The organism is Flavobacterium sp. CSZ (genome assembly GCF_015350725.1).
In the GTDB taxonomy this organism is placed as follows: Bacteria; Bacteroidota; Bacteroidia; order Flavobacteriales; family Flavobacteriaceae; genus Flavobacterium.
In genome coordinates this window covers 454,045-472,809 of sequence record NZ_JADKPQ010000001.1, presented here as the reverse complement: position 1 = coordinate 472,809, position 18,765 = coordinate 454,045, and the positions used below count along the sequence as shown (strand labels likewise).

Annotated in this window: 13 protein-coding genes and 1 riboswitch; of the genes, 7 read left to right on the top strand and 6 right to left on the bottom strand. The window is 33.9% G+C overall.

Annotated elements, in window-relative coordinates; genetic code table 11:
* The first annotated feature begins 136 nt into the window (after positions 1 to 136).
* Positions 137 to 1,504: a HAMP domain-containing sensor histidine kinase gene (locus tag IRZ78_RS01965; RefSeq protein ID WP_194614918.1), complete on the top strand. Its 1,368-nt coding sequence runs from the start codon at positions 137 to 139 to the stop codon at positions 1,502 to 1,504.
* A 183-nt stretch (positions 1,505 to 1,687) separates the two neighbouring features.
* Here IRZ78_RS01965 and IRZ78_RS01960 read toward each other — a convergent pair whose 3' ends face one another.
* From IRZ78_RS01960 to IRZ78_RS01950, 3 genes are all read right to left on the bottom strand, one after another.
* Positions 1,688 to 4,903, bottom strand: a complete 3,216-nt coding sequence (locus tag IRZ78_RS01960) for a TonB-dependent receptor (protein ID WP_194614917.1) — start codon at positions 4,901 to 4,903, stop codon at positions 1,688 to 1,690.
* 403 nt (positions 4,904 to 5,306) lie between these two features.
* Positions 5,307 to 6,674, bottom strand: coding sequence for a HAMP domain-containing sensor histidine kinase (locus IRZ78_RS01955; protein ID WP_228520325.1), 1,368 nt, complete (start codon positions 6,672 to 6,674; stop codon positions 5,307 to 5,309).
* A complete protein-coding gene (locus tag IRZ78_RS01950; protein ID WP_194614916.1) occupies positions 6,664 to 7,356 on the bottom strand; it encodes a response regulator transcription factor in 693 nt (230 codons plus the stop codon). The genes IRZ78_RS01955 and IRZ78_RS01950 overlap by 11 nt, the downstream gene beginning before the upstream one ends.
* A gap of 189 nt (positions 7,357 to 7,545) precedes the next feature.
* Here IRZ78_RS01950 and IRZ78_RS01945 point away from each other — a divergent pair, with 189 nt between their 5' ends.
* The 3 genes from IRZ78_RS01945 (at position 7,546) to IRZ78_RS01935 (ending at position 12,649) form a co-directional block, all read left to right on the top strand.
* Positions 7,546 to 8,325 (top strand): polysaccharide deacetylase family protein, encoded by a 780-nt coding sequence (locus IRZ78_RS01945; RefSeq protein WP_194614915.1) that lies wholly within the window; start codon positions 7,546 to 7,548, stop codon positions 8,323 to 8,325.
* A 461-nt stretch (positions 8,326 to 8,786) separates the two neighbouring features.
* Positions 8,787 to 10,967, top strand: coding sequence for an HAD-IIB family hydrolase (locus tag IRZ78_RS01940; protein ID WP_194614914.1), 2,181 nt, complete (start codon positions 8,787 to 8,789; stop codon positions 10,965 to 10,967).
* A 173-nt stretch (positions 10,968 to 11,140) separates the two neighbouring features.
* The gene (locus IRZ78_RS01935; RefSeq protein WP_194614913.1) at positions 11,141 to 12,649 is read left to right on the top strand and encodes a glycosyl hydrolase family 32; all 1,509 of its coding nucleotides are present in this window, start codon (positions 11,141 to 11,143) and stop codon (positions 12,647 to 12,649) included.
* Between the two features lie 29 nt (positions 12,650 to 12,678).
* On the opposite strand, the gene IRZ78_RS01930 is transcribed toward IRZ78_RS01935, so the two are convergent.
* The 3 genes from IRZ78_RS01930 to IRZ78_RS01920 all read right to left on the bottom strand — a co-directional run bounded on the left by IRZ78_RS01930 (position 12,679) and on the right by IRZ78_RS01920 (position 14,443).
* On the bottom strand, positions 12,679 to 12,924 hold the full coding sequence (locus IRZ78_RS01930) for a hypothetical protein (protein ID WP_194614912.1): 246 nt from the start codon (positions 12,922 to 12,924) through the stop codon (positions 12,679 to 12,681).
* 392 nt (positions 12,925 to 13,316) lie between these two features.
* Positions 13,317 to 13,706: a RidA family protein gene (locus tag IRZ78_RS01925; protein ID WP_194614967.1), complete on the bottom strand. Its 390-nt coding sequence runs from the start codon at positions 13,704 to 13,706 to the stop codon at positions 13,317 to 13,319.
* Positions 13,707 to 13,879: 173 nt separating this feature from the next.
* On the bottom strand, positions 13,880 to 14,443 hold the full coding sequence (locus IRZ78_RS01920; RefSeq protein ID WP_194614966.1) for a Crp/Fnr family transcriptional regulator: 564 nt from the start codon (positions 14,441 to 14,443) through the stop codon (positions 13,880 to 13,882).
* A 261-nt stretch (positions 14,444 to 14,704) separates the two neighbouring features.
* Between IRZ78_RS01920 and IRZ78_RS01915 the strand changes: the two genes are divergently transcribed.
* From IRZ78_RS01915 to IRZ78_RS01905, 3 genes are all read left to right on the top strand, one after another.
* The gene (locus IRZ78_RS01915; protein ID WP_065449787.1) at positions 14,705 to 14,953 is read left to right on the top strand and encodes a hypothetical protein; all 249 of its coding nucleotides are present in this window, start codon (positions 14,705 to 14,707) and stop codon (positions 14,951 to 14,953) included.
* A 289-nt stretch (positions 14,954 to 15,242) separates the two neighbouring features.
* A riboswitch (cobalamin riboswitch) is annotated at positions 15,243 to 15,451 on the top strand.
* A 113-nt stretch (positions 15,452 to 15,564) separates the two neighbouring features.
* Positions 15,565 to 17,613, top strand: coding sequence for a TonB-dependent receptor plug domain-containing protein (locus IRZ78_RS01910; protein ID WP_194614911.1), 2,049 nt, complete (start codon positions 15,565 to 15,567; stop codon positions 17,611 to 17,613).
* Positions 17,610 to 18,755, top strand: coding sequence for a DUF5074 domain-containing protein (locus IRZ78_RS01905; protein ID WP_194614910.1), 1,146 nt, complete (start codon positions 17,610 to 17,612; stop codon positions 18,753 to 18,755). Before IRZ78_RS01910 ends, IRZ78_RS01905 begins: the two co-directional genes overlap by 4 nt.
* Positions 18,756 to 18,765: the final 10 nt, after the last annotated feature.

The following is an 18,765-nucleotide window of genomic DNA, read 5'->3' as shown; positions in this document are numbered from 1 at the left end:
TTTAAATAAAAACAGATTTTTTTTGAAATAACTTGTATCCGAAATAGTCATTCTTAACCAATGCGCTTAGTATAATAGGGGATTACATCATGAACTTGTATATTTGCCATCAGTTTTTTAAACATTAAAGTCTATAATGCTCAAATTTTTGCCGCTAGATCCAAAAACGATTTTTATACTTTATTTTTGGGGAAACTTGTTTATTTGCATTCTTATTTTTAGTTATTCGTTTTCGTATGCTACGGTTGAGAATAGAAAAAAACTAAAAACCTTTGGTAATGGTAAAATATTACTGACGATAGGCTGGATACTAATTTTTTTAAGAAATATCATTCCGGATTTTATTTCGATTAATATCGCTAATTCTATTATTTTATTCGGGGTTTGCTGCGAAACTATAGCGATAATGTCTTTGCTTAAAACAAAGTGCAAAAGACATTATGATTTACAAAAAGGCCTTACTATTACCACAATTGTAGTTTTTAACCTAGCGACATTATTCGAGAGTACTATTGATACCCGTATTTTCATTATGTCTATAGGAATATTTGCTATTTATTTACCGCCAACAATAGGTTACTATAGAGAAAAAGGAACTAATTTTTTCCGAATATTTTATTTACTATGCTACGTTTTATTTGAAATTTTAATTTTTCTGCGAGCCGTTTATAGTTATGTCGATCCGCAAAAATATTTTTTCAGACCCAGTATTTTCGACAGTTTGTATAGCATAAGTTTGTTTTTGCTCACTCTTATTGGCACAGTAGGATTTTTATTGCTGGTAAAGGAAAAGCAAGACCTTAAAATCAAGAAACTTTTAAACGATAAAAATTTATTCTTTTCTATCATCGCCCATGACCTTAAAGGTCCGTTGGGATCATCAGTTACCTTGTCAGAAATATTGGCTCAAAAAATTGATACCTACAGCCGTGAAGAGATTAAGGAAATTACAGGAATGCTTCACGAATCGAACAAAAATATTTATAAACTGCTGGAGAATTTATTAGACTGGTCAAGGGTGCAAACCGGAATGATCGAATATAATCCGCAAAAAGTAGTATTAAATCAATTGATTGAAGAAAATATAGCACTCAATAAAAATAGCGCCTTAAATAAAAACATAGATCTAAGTTTTGAACCCACTGAAATTATCGAAGTTGAGCTGGATAAATACATGATTGATACCGTTTTGAGAAACTTACTGACCAACGCAATTAAATTTACAGATCAGCAGGGAGAAATTAAAGTTACAATGCAGGTAATAAATCAAAAAGTTGAGGTATCCATTACAGACAACGGCATTGGAATTCCTGATAAGATAAAAGAGAAGTTGTTTAAAATTAACGGAAAAGTGATTCAAAAAGGAACCGAAAACGAAACCGGAAATGGTTTAGGACTATTACTTTGCAGTGAATTTATAAAAAAACATCAAGGTGAAATTTGGGCCGAAAGCGAATTTAGAAAAGGAAGTACCTTTAAGTTTATATTACCACTTAAAGGGTAATTTTTCAATTTTTTAAAATTCCAAATTCCAATTGTTGGAGTTTTTTAAACTTTGTAAAGGAGAGTAAAAGATTAAAATCTTTTACTCTCCTTTATGGAATTTGGAATTTAGATTTAAAAAAAGTCCCCCAGTTTCATAAGGGTGTGAAACTGGGGGACAAATAAAAAAAATAAAACACAATCTTTAGAACGAATATCTCAGACCAAGCTGTCCTTGGAATCTTGAAGCTAATTGATCCACAGTATAAGGTGTAGCCGTAGGTTTTTGGAAAGTATATGTTGGATCGCCAGTAGCAACTCCGCCTAAGTTTCCTGATTTTGTTAACCCAAGGTTGGCTGTTGAATTGTAAGTGTTTGGAACGAAATAACTTCTTCCCCAATCTTTGTTGATAAGGTTTCCAACATTGGCCATGCTAAATGAAATTTGGAATGTACCTACTTTTTGAACTTTAATTTCATCTGTTAATTTCAAATCTGCCTGAATGTTCCAAGGAGTAGTATCACCATTTCTTTGAGTGAATGTTCCTCTTCTGCTTTTTAGGTAATCATTTCCATTAATGAATTCTTCGTAAGCTGCAACTTGTTGAGCTGCTGTTGCTGAAGGAACTCCTGCTGCATTTACACCAATGTATTTAGCTGCTTCTGCTGCATCTTTAAAGATATAAGCTAATCCTGCTGCTTGTCCTGTTCCTGCAATTGTAGAGTTTACAAATCCCCATGAGAACGGATTTCCTGATTGCGCATTAAAATACGCATTAGCAGAGAAAGTATTGTTGTCTGCCAGTTTTACCGAATATCCTACATTAGAAACGATTCTGTGTTTGATATTAAAGTTTGAAGTGGCCAATTGAGGATCATTTGGTGTCAATGACTGGTTCATCTGGAAGTTACTTTCCATAGAATTACGAATTCCGTTTGTAACGTCACGAGAATCTCCATAAGTATACGCCACCATAAAATTCAAACCAAAATCGTATGTTTTCGAAACCATTTCGGTAATGCTGTATCGGTATCCTTTATTTGTATTAGAAAGCAAGTAAGCATTAGAAAAAGCTGAGTTTATGTTTGCTGCATAAATTGGCATTTGGTGATTCGTATCGTAAGAGAAATAAGTAGGGTTATCTGTTTTATTTACTTGTTGAAATTCAAGATCACGAATTACTTTCGTATAAATACCTTCGGTTGTAAATTTGTAACCGTTGATGATTTTATCGATTCCCAAAGAGTTTCTTAATACAGCCGGCATTTTAAATTTATTATCTACTAAATCTGCCTGTACTTTTGGCGTAGCATCGTGATATCCGTTTAATCCGCCTGTTGCTAAGGGATCACCAGCTGTTGCAACCTGAGCAGGAGTAAGGTTGTTTTTATCATAACTTCCGTAACCAACACCATCATTATAGTAAGCATATCCTAACCATGCAAACGGAATTCTACCTGTAAATACTCCAGATCCGCCTCTTAAAACCAGCGTTTTATCTTCATCTACATTATATGTAAATCCTATTCTTGGAGAAACTAATGCTGTAGTAAAAAAGTTGTTATTGATTTTGCTTAATGGTGTGTAAGTATAAGTATTACCGTAATTAGGATCAGCAGGAGAATTTTGAACTTGCGGGCTTAATTTTGGTTTATTTGGTAAATCAGTATAATCAACTCTTACACCAGGAGTAACTTTAAGTTTGTTTCCAATTCTAATCTCATCCTGAACATAAACACTATAAAGATTTACTTTGAATTTAGCGTACGGGTTATCAAAAATCTGATCTCTCGTTGAACCATCAAAAGGATATGTTCCACGAACACGAGTAGGAAGTTTATTCATGAAATCTGCCAGAGATTTGTACGAAACTCTTCCGTTTAATGCGTTAACAAATCCGTAATTAATGTCGTAGAATTCGTTGTGAGTTCCAAACAATAAAGTATGATTTCCTGTTTTGTAAGTAAGGTTATCAGTGATTTCAGCCGTATTTTGTTTCATGTTAAAAACAGTTGCTTCACGATCATTTCCTAAGAAAATAGTTCCCCCGTTGTAACCAATTTCTGCCTGAGGAAACATGGCATTCGATGATTTTGGATCACGATAATCTTTAATGGCCGAATAACTTGCAAGGAATGAGTTAGACCATTGGCTGTTAAAGTGGCTTTTTAATTCTAAAACCGTACTAATAGACTGGTTTTTTTGAGTGAAATCCATGCTTGAAAACCTGAAGTTTGCTGCATCACGCTCTAAATTCGAAGCTTGAGAAATAACTGTATTGTTTCTTAGCGAAAGCGAGTGTTTGTCATTAATTTTCCAATCTAATTTATTGAAGAATTTTTGGCTTTTTGCAAAGTTGTTGTAAGCACCATAACTTCCAGGATCAAAACCATAATTTGTTTTAACGAAGTTTGAAATTTGTTCTGCTGTAGCATTATCAACCAATGAAGTTAATTTTCCTGCAGAATTGGTTTCTCCGGCATTATAGAACAAAGGATCTGTTCTTTCTGCATATTCCATGTTGGTGAAAAAGAACAATTTATCTTTGATAATAGGTAAACCTAATCTGAAACCAACTTGGTAATCCCCGAACGAATTTGGCATTTTTGATCCGTCACCAGCATTATTAGGACCTGTGATGGCAGCATTTCTTCCATAGCTATAAATAGATCCTGTTACTTCATTTGTACCGCTGCGGGTAACAGCATTAACGCTTCCTCCTAAAAAGTTTCCTAATTTAATATCGTAAGGAGCAATATAAACCTGAATGTCCTGTATCGCATCCAAACTTATAGAGTTCGAGCGTGTGCTGCTTCCTGGCATTCCAGAAGTTCCGGACTGACCTCCTAAAGATGGACTAAAACCAATCGCATCATTATTGATAGAACCGTCAATTGTAACGTTGTTGTATCTAAAGTTGGTTCCTGCAAAAGAGTTGTTTGAACTTTGCGGAACCAGTTTTGTAACATCCTGAATTCCTCTGTTGATTAACGGTAAGCCATTGATTTTTTTCTCATTAATACTTGTTCCGTTATTTTTAGACGAAGGTTTAGAGCCTGTAATCACCACTTCTTCTAATACATTATCTTCGGCTTTATTAACCACAATTAAAGGTAAATCATTATCGCCCAATGCTAAATGTATTTGTGCGTTTGAATAATCTTTAATACCTGAACTTTTAATTTCGAGTTCGTAAGGTCCGCCAGCATTCAAATTTTCGAAGCTAAACCTACCTTGTTTGTCGGTAACAGCTCTGTAAACTGCATTGGTAGGCAAATGTGTTAATGTAACCTCAGCGCCAGTAAGCGGACTTGTACCATCGCTAACTTTTGCAGATAAAGATGAGGTTGTAATTTGAGCAAAAATGTTCCCCATAACAAGAAGCATAAATGCCGAAAAAAAGAGTTTTAGTTTTGTCATGTTGTTTTTAGTTTTTATTTGACAAAGAAACTGTCTTTGTTTCGATCAGATTTAACGCTTTTGTTAACTTAAAATGATAAAACTATTCATTGTTAACTTAGGATTATGAAGATGTTATTTCAAGAAAAAGGAATTAGCTCTTTAAAATCAACTACTTGGGTAAAATGTTAAAAATAAGTAGATTAAAGCTCGATTTAAAGTAGATTAGAAAAAGATTAGAGTGTTAAGCTAATGTTAGCGATTGTGAAAATTGATAATCTTAGGTATTGATATTTTAATGTAAATGTGTAATTGTTTGACGTTTTAAGCGTAGGCATTTTTGTCATCCCTCGTTCCCCGGGATGACAATGATTGTGATTAAGTTATTTTCTATGTTGTTAATTATACTCAACAATTAAATTCTTTATGGAAACACCAAAGAAAACGAAGTACCTTTCCCCAGTTCAGAATCTACGATTAAAGTAATATTATGAAGTTTAAGAATCTGCGTTGTGATAAAAAGACCCAATCCTTGTCCCTGAATATGGCGTGTATTATCGCTTCGGAAAAAGAGATCGAAGATAGATTTTTGATCTTTTTCCGAAATTCCGGGACCCTGATCTACGATTTTTATAATGAGTTTATTTTCATCCGAAAGTGCAAAAACTTCAACCGGTGCAGGAGAGGAGAATTTAATAGCATTATCTAAGATATTGTACAACCCAATAAAAAGCATGTGTTTATTAGCGTAAACAGAAAGTAAATCTTCCTGATCTGCAATCGCATTTAAATTGAATGAAACCTTAGATTCGGGATATTCTATGGCTTTTTTCTCGAGAACATTCCATAATATCTCATCGACTCTGATCGTTTCCATTTGTTGCGGCTCAGAAAGTTCCAATCCGGATAAAACCAAAAGACCTTCGAGAGTGGCTTTAAGATGTAAGGTATCTTTGCGCAGCGATTTTAGAATTTGCTCATATTGCTCGTTGGTTCTGGGTTGTTGGAGCGATACATCAATGTCTCCTATAATAATGGTAAGAGGTGTTTTTAATTCGTGCGAAGCATTTTTCAGAAAATTATTCTGAATCATGATACCGCTTTCTAATCTTTCCAAAAGATAATTGAAGGTCGTCACCAATTCTTTAATCTCATCTTTGCCGTTTGTTTGTGGTACATCTAATCTCGAATGAAGATTCTCGGTTGTTATGGTGTTAACTTTTGCAATCACTTCGGTAAACGGACGGAAAGTTTGTTTGGCTAAGAAAGTTCCTAAAAGATAATTTAGAGGAATTCCGGCGAGATAAAACAAAACAAACATAAGACCAAGCATTTCCAGTTGTCGATTTCCGGCACGATCGATTCCTGAAACTACAATGATAAAATCGCCCTGATTGTCTTTATAAAACAAACCAACAAATTGTCTGTCGCCTCTTGTAAACGTTAGTAATTTTTCTTTTTTGATGTTCTCTAAGTCTTTATCAATTAAATGAAAATCAATAGCGTCTTTTATATAAATTTTATTGGTCTTAGCATCATAGACACGTATAGACTCATTATTGATGCGTTTGTACTGAAGTTCAATTTGTTGATAACGCGAACGGTTGAGTTCTTTTATTTCATCTTTTTCAAAATAAAAAAGAGCCGTTGTCATGGCGTGATCTTCTAGATTATCAAAATAAAGATCCTTCATATGACTCCTAAACAAAAGGAAAGATCCGGCCATAAGCAGTCCTACTATAAAAGCAAAAAGCAAAGTAGAATTAGTGGCTAACTTATTTTTAATATTCATAACTCTTTTGTTTGAGCATATATCCTGTTCCTTTTATGGTATGAATGAGAGGAGTAGGGAAGTTCTTGTCGATCTTATTTCTTAGATAATTAATATAAACATCTACGGTGTTTGATGTCGTATCAAAATCTATATTCCAAACCGCTTGTGCAATCGAAATTCGGGATAAGGCTTTCTCGCGGTTTTTCATAAAAAAGATCAAAAGCTTTAATTCTCTCGAAGATAAATTCAGTTCTTTTCCGTCTCTTGTAGCGCTTTGTTCTTTCATATTAATTTCGACTCCGGCATACGACTGAAAATCGAGAATTCCGGTGCTGAATTCGGCACGACGAAGCTGGGCGTTGATTCGCGCCAGTAATTCTTCAAACAAAAAAGGTTTTGCCAGATAATCATCCGCTCCGGCCTGTAATCCTTTTACTTTTTCGTGCGGAGTATCGAGCGCGCTCAGAATAAGAATTGGAACAATTATTTTCCGGCTTCGTAAAACTTCACAAACTTCAAATCCTGTAATATCCGGAAGCATAATGTCGAGAATAATAATATTATATTCGTTCTCCATTACTTCTTTTATCGCTTCAAAACCTTTGGTAATGGTTTTGACTTCATACAAATGTTCCTCAAGTCCTCTCGTAATAAACGAAGCAACCCTTGGATCATCTTCAACTAATAATACTTTATTCATAACCGGATAGTAATCAAATTTGTTGTCATAAAAGTAATTAAAAAGCAATAGTTATTTAAAAAAAAAATCATGCGCGAATAGGAGTACATGATCTATTAAATTTAAATGAAAGGTCTGCAAGAATGTTATATATTTGAAGTATAAAACTATATTTATTTCATAGTCAGAACTATTAATTACAAGTATATTATGAAGCTACACTACACTAAAGCATTATTTTTTTTAATGTTCTTAACCTTTTTTTCCTGCGAAAACAAAAAACAAAAACAAGAATCGAAACCGTACAAAGCAGGTGTGATTTTATCTTTTGATGATGCGTATGTAGACGAATGGTACGAAGCCGATCAGGCCTTAAAAAAATACGGATGGAAAGCGACTTTTAATGTTTGCAGAATCGATTCGATAGGAAAGCCTCAGATTAAAAAACTTCTTCAATTGCAAAAAGAAGGTCACGAAATTGCCGGTCACGGATATCATCATTACAATGCTGTAAAATTTGTCAACCAAAACGGAATCGATGCCTATATGCAACAGGAAGTAGATCCTATGATTGTTTCCATGAAAAGGTTAGGTTTTAATGTTACGACCTTTGCGTATCCCTACGGAGAAAGATCTGACGCACTTGATAAAGCTTTATCGGATGATTTTAAAATTATAAGAGGAAGAGCTTTTGGTGGTGAAGCTCCGGAGAAACAAGACAGTTTTTTTAGCAACTCAAAAATTGTATTTGCCTTTGATATCGATAACAGTCACATACATTTTAGTATTCCGTATGTTTTAGAATTACTGGATTACGCCCAAAAACACAATAAAATTTTGCTGTTATGCGGTCATAAACCCGTAAAAAATGTAACCGAAAATTATCAGACAAAAATTGAAACCTTAGAATTCATTTGTAAGTATATGAAGCTTAACAACCTTAAGTTTTATAAAACATCTGATTTGGATGATTTACTGCCTGAAGAATAAATTTTAATGATGGGCTTTTGTCAAGCTTCTCGCGAAGATTTACTTGGTCTGTTCGCTATCGTTCGAGTCTCCTGCTTCGAAATGACAATATTGTGTTTAAACTTTGAGTCTTAGCGCCTTTGCGAGATTAATTTTATTTTTCATAAAAGATGAAACAATTTTTAAATTCGTGAATTCGTGGCTTTTTTTTGCGAGGAAATACGTATCATGTTAAGATGATTTTTACAAATTATAAAATCATTTTAATCCTATAATCTGTGGCTAAAATTTCGTTTTGTAAATCTTTGATCTTATGATCTACAATTTTTTCGTCTTTTTCGAAAATCTTAAAATTGGCTTTCTGACCACTATCATTCTTACAGTTTTGTCTGTAAATGTTAATAATCCTGTTATTTTTTGTATGATTTTGGGCCAAACTGCTCGATTTTTCGTACCTTAAAAATTCTAACAAATAAAAGACAATGATGACAAAATTACGAATTTCATTAATCAACATTCACGGCCTACTAAAAGGTTCAGGTTTGGAGATTGGTAGAGATGCTGATAATGGCGGACAAACAAAATATGTATACGAACTTGCAGAGTTCTTATCACAACACGAAGATGTAGAACATGTTCATCTTTTTACAAGGTTAATTGATGATAAAAACCTTTCTCCGGAATATGCAGTACCTATCGAAATCATTAATGACAAACTGGACATAAGGCGTATTCCTTTTCTAGGGAAAAAGTACAAAGCAAAAGAACAATTATGGGAAGGTTTAGACACTTTTGTAAACGGAATTGTTCAGCATATCAAACTTCACGATATTTTCCCAAACTGGATTCATTCTCATTATGGCGACGCAGGATATGTAGCCAGTGAATTATCTACAATTTTAAATATTCCTTTCGCGCATACCGGACATTCTTTAGGTTTTCATAAAAAAAATAAACTACTCGAAAGTGGTTTGAGCGAAGAAGAAATCGAAAAGAAATTCAAGTTCAAACAAAGAATTGCTGCCGAAGAAAAAACATTAGAATTATCTGAATTTATTGTTACTTCGACAGAACAGGAAATTGAAACCTATAAACCCTACAAAAATTTTGAATTAGGTAAATACCATGCCATTTCTCCCGGAATTGATACTAGAAAATTTGTTCCTTATTATCACAGAGAACAGGATGCTGATAAGCAAATGGATGAGGAGCAGAGAAAATATTGGGTAGCAGAAACCATTTCGAAATTTTTAATAAATCCGCACAAACCTTTTATTCTGGCACTTTCGAGGCCTGATCGCCATAAAAACCTTCATACCTTGATTGAAGTTTACGGTAAAGACAAAGAACTGCAAAGCATTGCCAATCTGGTGATTTTTGCGGGAATAAGAAAAGATATTTCGAAAATGCCGGAATCTGAAAAAGATGTTCTGACAGATTTATTACTATTAATGGACAAATATGATTTGTACGGAAAAATGGCAATTCCGAAGAAACATGACGTCGAAAATGAGGTTTCGATTATCTATCGTTATGCAGCCGAAAAAAGAGGTGTTTTTGTGAATTTGGCTTTGCATGAAAACTTCGGTTTAACCGTAATTGAATCGGCTAGTTCGGGTTTACCTGTTGTGGTAACCAAGAACGGCGGACCATCAGAAATTATTCCGACTTGTCAAAACGGAGAATTGGTAGATCCGCTGGACGAAGACGAAATCAAAAAAGCATTGCGAAATATTTTAACCAATGAAAATAAATGGAAATATTACTCGAATAACGGAGCAATAAATATTCAGAAACATTACAGTTGGTTAAGTCACGTAAACCAATATGTAGATTTAGTCAATGAAAATTTATCATTATCATCAGGTTCAGGAATCAAAAAGCAGCATTATCCTAATATTAATATCGAACGATTAAAACGTAAGGTTGAGCATTTATTTGTTTCGGATATCGACGGTACATTAATAGAACCAAAATTAAACAATCCCGGCTTAAAAGAATTAAAAGAACACTTGATTAATCGTACCGATAAAATGGCATTCGCACTGGCATCCGGACGAAACTTAGCTTTGGTAAAACAAGTGATCGACGAAGAACAGTTTCCTTTGCCGGATTTTATAATTTGCTCTGTAGGAACCGAAATTTATTATACAAATGGTAAAGATTATATTTTAGACAAAGGCTGGGCTAAATTTTTGGCTGGTCGATGGAAAAGAGAAGATATTGTCAGCCGTTTGAAAGAAGTTGCGTGGTTACGATTGCAGGAAGAAGAAGCGCAAAACCCTTATAAAATATCCTATTATTATGATAAAGAAAAATACGATCACGAGCAATTAATCACCGTTTTAGGCGCTGGATGGTACAAAGTAAATATCATCCCGAGTCATGGTGAATTTCTTGATTTTATCCCAAAAAGAGCTTCAAAAGGAAATGCGATTAAATTTTTATGCCGTAAATGGTCTATTCCTTTATCGAATGTTATTGCGGCAGGAGATTCAGGAAACGATATCGATATGTTCAGAGGCGCTGTAAAAGGAATCATCGTAGGAAATCGTAGTGTTGAATTGGCTGATTATGAAACTACAAAAAGTATTTATGTGGCCAAAGATTCAGCTTCTTCCGGTATTTTAGAAGGATTAAAACATTATAAAATAATTAAATAAATAACAGATGTTGGTTATCCTTTGAGATGTCCGGATGATCGTTGTTTTTAGAAAGTTTCAAAGGAACGATTCATATTGTAGCAAGGGATTTTAATGCCTTGAAATGTGGCATTTAGACTTCGCTCAGGATGACAAAAATGACACAATATGTTCAATAATAAAATAGGTTAAATATGTATTCAGGTTCAGGATTTAGTAATTGGGAAATAGGAGACGTTGATGTATTTATAGATGAAAGCGGAGTGCATCATTTATTTCATCTTATTATTCCCAATCACGATTATATTGCGCATGCAGTATCAAAAGATGGTCTTTCTTGGAAAAGAGTAAAAAATGCCTTGTTTGTAGGCGATCCAGGCGAATGGGATGATGATATGTTATGGACAATGCATGTTAGTAAAAACTCTGACGGAGAAGGTTATGAGATGTATTATACCGGTTTAAAGCGTAAGGACAAAGGAGTTACACAAAAAGTAGGAAGGGCAGTTTCGCCGGATTTGATTCACTGGACAAAAGACAATCAGTATGGTTTACCGCTAAAAAGTGATGCTCCGTATTATGAAAGCCGGGATAATAATCCGCGTGAATGGCTGAGTTTTCGGGATCCTTATAAATACCAGTTCGAAGGCGAAGATTATTTGCTGATTTGTGCCCGAAGCGCAGTAGGACCAACCTATAGAAGAGGTTGTATTGGCGTAGCAAAACGAGAAGAAAAAGGTTTTGTACTGCAAAAACCATTGCATGTGGCTTACGTTTATGATGATATCGAATGTCCTTGCGTGGTAGAAATAAAAGGAATGCATTATTTGCTGGGTTCCATTCGCGAAGATATCAAAGTGCGTTATTGGTTTTCTCCGGATTTTAAGGGAGAATACCATGCTTTTCATAATAATGTTTTAATGCCACAAGGTAATTATGCAGCAAGAATTGTAAAAGAGGGCGAGTATTATTTGATTTATAATTTTTACTTCGTTGGCGGAAATGTCAACACTCTTCGTGTAATTCCACCACCAAAACAACTGGATGTTGATAGTAACGGACGATTATTATTAAAAACCTATCATCATTGGAGAACACTTTACCAAAGAACTATTCACCATAGAAACTTGCCTGTTCCGGTGCCTATTTTAGGAAATCCGTCGGCAAATTTTGAGGTAGAAAATGAAAATAAATGGCGAATTGGCTGTCGAAGCGGATACGAAGTTTTTTGTTTTGATAAACCTTCTGAAAATTTTGTCTGGGAAGGAACGCTGGCCGTCGAAGGAATGGGAAAAACTGGTTTTGTGATCGAATGTGACGAACAGGGAACGGCCTATTATATCTCAATTGATTTTGTAAATGGTTTTGTGCAGTTTAGAGCCTGGGGATTTAATGAAAAAGATGTAAAAAATAATTTTGTTTTCGAAAATATTCAAACCAATCAATTTGAAATTGTAGACAATAAAGAGATTTATTTTAAGATTATTCGTTACGGAAATTATTATGAACTTTCGATCAACGAAATCGTCAAACTAACTTTACTGGATTACAAATACAGCGAAGGTAAAATTGGTGTTTACGTATGTTCAGCAATTGTTTCTTTAAGCGATTCAAAAATTCATGTCATTCCAGAACCGGAGAACGAATATGCAACCGCAGATCCTAATAAAGCAATTGATGAGTATAATAAAATAGCTCAATAATTAATGTACTTTGACAGATTGTGATGGGGTTACTTAGAATTAGTATCTATAATACTTTTTACACTATGAATAAAAGTTTCGGTATTGTGAATTTCGCCTTTTATGTAAATGTCATACTCGGTTAATTTAAACTGTTCCAGCATATCTTTTTTAAGATATTTTATCATAGACTCAAGACTTCGGGTATCGTTTTCGTTTTGTCTTTTTAATTCACGTTGTTTGCTTTCCAGGTAAGCTAAAGTTCTTTTTAATCTTAGTACATTAATATTGTCCAAACTTAATATTCTTAAAATTTAATAAAAAATAGCGATAATCAGGAATAAGATAAAATTCAATATTTTTCCAAAAACGTACCAGTGAATTGAATTTATCTTATTACAAGACTATCGTTTGAGGTAATTACGTAAAAATTGAATTTTTAGTTTTGAAATATAAGGCAAAAAATTTAAAAAAATAGACGGAATTATATGTTTTTTTTAGATAACCGTTTGAAAGACTATTGTTTAAAGGTTAAAATTGTAAGAAGATTTTACTTCTTTTTTATTTTAAAACTTTTCAAAAAATAAATAAATTGATTTGATTTTTTTAATTTTAAAGAAAAAAAATAAACAAAAAAGCTGCGTTTTTCCTGAAAAGAAAGACACAGCTTTTTTATATCATGAAGACTTTATTTTACAACAGTCGCTTCGAGTTCAACTTTTAAAGTCTCAAAAAGACTTTTTACTTCCAGTAAAGTTGTCGCTTGTTTCATACCATGTTTCGCCACCCAATCCTGAATAAGATTAAAATGTGGCCAAAGTTCATCAGTCGCAGTAGTATAGATATTCAACCGAACAATTCCGCTGCATTCATATCCGGCTTCCGTAATGACTTGTTCCAGATTTTGCAATGCCAGTTTTATTTGCGATTCCATGTTTTCATTACTGGAGATTCCGTCAGCACTTATCGCCGTTTGTCCCGAAACATATAATGTTCCTTGCGGATTTTTTACTTCAATTGCTTGTACATAACTGCGTTGATTTTGCCATTCCCAAGGATTAAATTCTCTTTTTTCCATTTGTTTTCCTTTTTTCGTTTGTGTCAATACAGGCATCGTAGTTAATAATAGTAATACTAAAAGGCTTGCCGTTTTTTTCACGATTACAGTTTAAAATTGTAATACAAAATTGATCATAACGGCTGGAAAGTACTCGTGACATTTTTCAAGATTTTGATGTGAGAATTGTCACATCAGGAAGATAATCGACTTAATGTTTCGCGCGAAACGCCTAAATACGAAGCAATAAGACTTTTAGGAACACGCTGCAGGAGCGAAGGATATTGTTTTAATAATTGGTCGTAACGCTCTTTAGAGTTAGAAGTCTGCCAGGAAACAATGCGGCGTTGAGATCCCAGAAAACCAAAAGTGGCTTTCTCCAGAAAAAAGCGTTCCATTTTCTGCAAGCCGTTGCATAGGTTTTTATAATCTTCAAACGAGCAGCAAAGTACTTCAGTATCTTCAAGGCATTCTAATGACATTGTAGCTTCAGTTTGGGTAAAAAAGGCGTAGTAATCACTTTCCCACCAATCTTCCATAGCAAAAGAAACAACATGCTGCTTTGCTTTTTCATCAGTATATACCAATTTTAAAAGTCCCGAAATGATAAAATAAGAATACTTGACAGAATCACCTTCCTGAATAAGAAACTGATATTTTTTAAATTTTTTGGAAGTAAAATGAGAAGACACAAAAGCAAACTCTTCATCAGTAAGAGGAATTATTTTTTCTATATGTTCTCTAAGTTGATTGTGCATAGTAGCATCCAAAGTTATTGAAATTTTAATAAAAGAGAAGCTTTTATTATCGATATCAATTTTGTGGTTAGCATAAAATATAAGAAAATTAAATTTAGGAAGTAGATAACGATTTAATAAAATTAATAACAATTTCTTAAACTTTTGTTTATTAGTGTGTTGATAAATAATGTTTTATAAAGCGATTTTAGGAACATTAGTAACGAATTAATTTTTATATTTGAGAATGAATCAGAGTCAAATAATTTAAAATATTTACAAATGGATAAAGCTATAAAACTAAAAGTTCGTAAGGAGTTGGATAGTCAACAACAGTTGAATATTATTAAATTAAAGGGTAGTTTAATCTCTAAAGGCTATACCGAAATTATTCATATCCTCGATCAGGATGATGAGTTTCATATCAATTCTTTCGCAACTCCTTCTGAAACTACAAATGAAGTCCAGGAATTTATCAAAGCATTTATCTACAAAGAAAATTTGGCAGATACCATAACAATTTTTAGATAGTAAAATATTTATTGCTTATAAAAAAAAAATACATTTTATTAGATCCTTCATTTCTAATCCTATTTCAACTATAACCCAAGTTTTCAACCTTGGGTTATGTGTTTTTAGAACCCAATTCTCCAAGCCTCAACGATCGAAATCGTTGCCGATCTTACAGCTGTATTTTGACTCAAATTAATTTGGCAAAAACTTGCTTTTAAGTTACTTGTGTTATTAATGACATTTTTGTTAATTTATTATTAAAAATGTAATTTCGTTACGTTGTACTTCTTTTTATAAAGATAATCATATCTTTACGTCAGATTTTGGTCTGTTTTCTTTAGAAAAATAAAAGAAAATAGTTAAAAGGGAATCAGGTGCAAATCCTGAGCAGACCCGCTACTGTAAGTTCTATATAAGTCTTTAAACGTTACTAATGCCATTGTTCGCCGCGGCGAATGAGAAGGTTGTTTAAAGATGGAACAAGTCAGGAGACCTGCCATAATCACATAGTTTAAGGCTTTCGTGGAATAAAGTCGAACAACAAAAATTGACCTGCTATTGCATAGTGGGATTCTCTCTTTTTGCTTTTTGATTACTACATCCGCGAGGTTTATTTAATTAAATCAGTGATGTATAATACAAAAAAATTACTCTTATTATTTTTCTTATTTATTGCTCCATATTTGATTCATTCGCAAGTATCTAATGACAGTTTGCGTGTTTTAAAAGAAGTTATTCTAAAAGGGAAACCATATCAGGAAGTAATTCCCGTACAAAGTCTTTCAGGAAAATTACTGGAGAATTTAGCAAGCCATAATGTTGCCGATGCATTGAGATATTTTGCAGGAATTCAAATTAAAGATTATGGCGGTCTCGGCGGACTTAAAACGGTCGATGTACGTAATATGGGTACACACCATGTAGGTGTTTTTTATGATGGTATTCAGTTAGGTAACGCGCAAAATGGAGTCACGGATCTGGGAAAATATTCCTTAGATGACATGGAATCCCTAACCTTATATAATGGACAGAAAAGTGAAATTTTTCAGTCTGCAAAGGATTTTTCAGCCGCTTCGACCATTTATTTAAGAACAAAACGTCCTGTTTTTGTTGGTGATAAAAAAACAAATTTACTGGTAAGGTTTAAAACCATGTCTATCAACTATTTCGATCCTTCTTTTAGATGGGAACAAAAACTGAGCGATAAAGTCAGCATGAACGTTAGTTCTGAATACATCAAATCAAACGGACAATACAAATTTAGATACAAAAGAAACAATCTCGACGGATCAGTAGCCTACGATACCACTGCCACCAGACATAATAGCGATATAGAAGCATTACGATTTGAATCCGGCCTTTACGGAAAAATCAATAATGGTTCCTGGGATGCCAAAGTGTACTATTATGATTCAGATAGAGGAGCACCCGGAGCTATTGTCGAAAATAAATTTTCAGACGGTTTCAGGCAATACGACAAGAATTTTTTCGCACAAGGAACTTTAATCAAGGATTTTACCAAAAGATATAAGTTTCAGGCCAAAGCAAAATATGCTTACGATTACACGCACTATGTGGCACGAGATACCACCAATATATTAGGCGAAACCGTAACCGAAGGCGCACAATCTGACGATAGTTACTACCAGCAGGAATATTATTTCTCAGCCGTAAACATGTACAGTATATTGTCGAATTGGGATGTTTCGCTATCTACAGATTTTCAGTACAATAGATTAAATGCAACCAGAAAAGGAATAAATACTCAATTTTCTTTTCCGCAGCGTTATACAGCATTATTTTCTTTGGCAAGTTCTTATCGATATGGTGGTTTTAAAGCTTTGGGAAGCGTTGTGGGAACTTATGTTCAGGAAGAAGTGCGCTACAATGCAAAAGCCCCGGATAAAAAAGAATTTACACCCGCTTTATTTTTAGGCTACACACCTTTTAAAAATTACGATTTTAATGTGAGAGCATTTGCAAAACGTATTTTCAGAATGCCCACTTTTAATGATTTGTATTATACAATGGTTGGTTCGAGTACTTTAAGACCTGAATATATGAACCAGTACGATATTGGTTTGACTTATAATTTACTGGTAAATAAAGGATTCTTTGATAAAATATCTTTTCAGGTCGATGGCTATTATACCAATACTAAAGATAAAATCGTAGCAGCGCCTACAGGAAATTTATTTCGCTGGATGATGACCAACATAGGGCAGGTAAAAGGTAAAGGAGTAGAGTCTGTCGTGAATATGGGCATGCATATTGGCAAAGTAAATTTAAGTACCAACTTAACGTATACGTATTCTGAAAACAGGGATTTTACCAAATTTGCCGGTCTTGAATTGTCCTCTTATGGAGACCAGATCCCTTACACCCCGTGGCATAGCGGATCCGGAATATTGAACGCTGAGTACGAAACATGGAACTTCAACTACAGTTTTGTATACGTAGGAAAACGTTACAATGGTAATGTCAATAATATAAAAGTCAACGAAGTCCAGCCTTGGTATACACATGATCTGGCAGTGCAGAAATCATTTGCATTTCAGCATTATAAAATGAAAGGCGCAATAGAACTTAATAATGTTTTCGATCAGCAATACGAGGTAATTTATAATTATCCTATGCCGGGACGCACAATGAAATTTATAATAAGTATCGAGCTATGAAAAAGATCACAACAAAATTAGTCCTCGGTTTATTGATAACCCTTGCTTTTGTTTCCTGTCGGGAAGAAGAAACCATTTTTCCATCTTCGGATAAAAATGTTGCCGCGCCAAGAAGCGATGGTAAAATAGAAGGTTTTTATCTTCTTAACGAAGGTAATATGGGAATGAACCGTGCCAGTATCGACGTATTCAGTTATAGAACAGGAAATTATACCACCGATATTTATTCAGAACGAAACCCGACAGTTGTAAAAGAATTGGGTGATGTTGGAAACGATATTCAAATCTATGGCAACAAGGTTTATGCTGTAATTAATGTTTCCAACAAAGTTGAGGTTATTGATAAATGGACAGCAAAACGCATCAAAAAAATAGACATTCCCAATTGTAGATATGTCGCTTTTTATAAAGACAAAGCTTATGTAAGTTCTTATGCAGGTCCGGTTGCCATTGATCCCAATGCAGAAATAGGTTTTGTGGCAGAAATCGATACGACATCATTAGAAATAAAAAGAAAAGTAAATGTGGGTTATCAGCCCGAACAAATGGTGGTACACAACGGGAAACTTTACGTTGCCAATTCCGGAGGTTACAGGGTTCCTAATTACGACAGAACCGTATCTGTAATCGATCTTGAAACTTTTACCGAAATAAAAAAGATAGATGTAGGGATCAATCTCTACAGCATGGAAATCGACAGCAGGGGAGATATTTATGTGAGTTCCAGAGGAGATTATTACAACACGCCCTCGAATCTTTTTGTGATTGATACTAAAACAGATGAGAAAAAAATGCAGCTCGATATGCCGGTTTTAGGAATGTGTCTCGTTGACGATTTGCTCTATTATTACAGTGTATCATGGAGTTACCTCACCAATAGTAATAAAGTGACTTATGGAATATTAGATACAAAAACAAAGAAAGTAATAAGTGATAAGATTATTACAGACGGTACCGAGAAACAAATCATGATTCCGTACGGACTTCAGATAAATCCTGAAACCAAAGAAATTTATATTACTGATGCACAAAATTATGTGGTAACAGGCTACATCTATTGCTTTACGCCCGAAGGTAAATTAAAATGGAAAACTACAGCAGGGAATATTCCTGCACATATTGCTTTTATAACTAAAAATTAAAATGAAAAAA